General features: G+C 44.2%; 1 pseudogene. It reads right to left on the bottom strand.

The features are described 5' to 3' along the window. A pseudogene (locus tag KH400_RS29910) lies at nucleotides 1-396 on the bottom strand (hypothetical protein); the annotation flags it as partial.

Here is a 396-nt window from a genome sequence, read left to right as displayed (position 1 = left end):
CCTCCTCCCCTCCTTCTTTACAATTTCTTCACCTTCCTTAATATTTTCATCAAATTCTACAACTTCTTCTACTTCTTCCCCTTCACCTTCTTCAATCTTCTCTTTTTTATTTATTCCAACAATATAAATACCCCTCCTTCCCCTTATTCCTCTCCCTTCTTTTCCTTCCCCTTTCCCCCTTTTTTTCCCTTTCCTTTTTCTCTCCCCCTTTTCCCCTTCCTTCCCCTTTCCCCCTTCTCCCTTCCCTTTCCCCTTCCTTCTCTCTTTTCCTTTCCCCTCCTTCCCTCTCCCCTCTTTCCCTTTCTTTTTTCTTTTTTTTTCCCTCCTTTTTCCCCCCCCCCCCCTTTCCCCTCCCCTTCCCTTTTTCTCTTTTTTCTTTTCTCCTTCCCTCTTTCT

The organism is Desertibacillus haloalkaliphilus (assembly GCF_019039105.1).
Classification (GTDB): domain Bacteria; phylum Bacillota; class Bacilli; order Bacillales; family KJ1-10-99; genus Desertibacillus; species Desertibacillus haloalkaliphilus.
The sequence above is the reverse complement of the archived record's forward strand: the minus strand, read 5'-3'. Positions and strand labels throughout refer to the sequence as shown.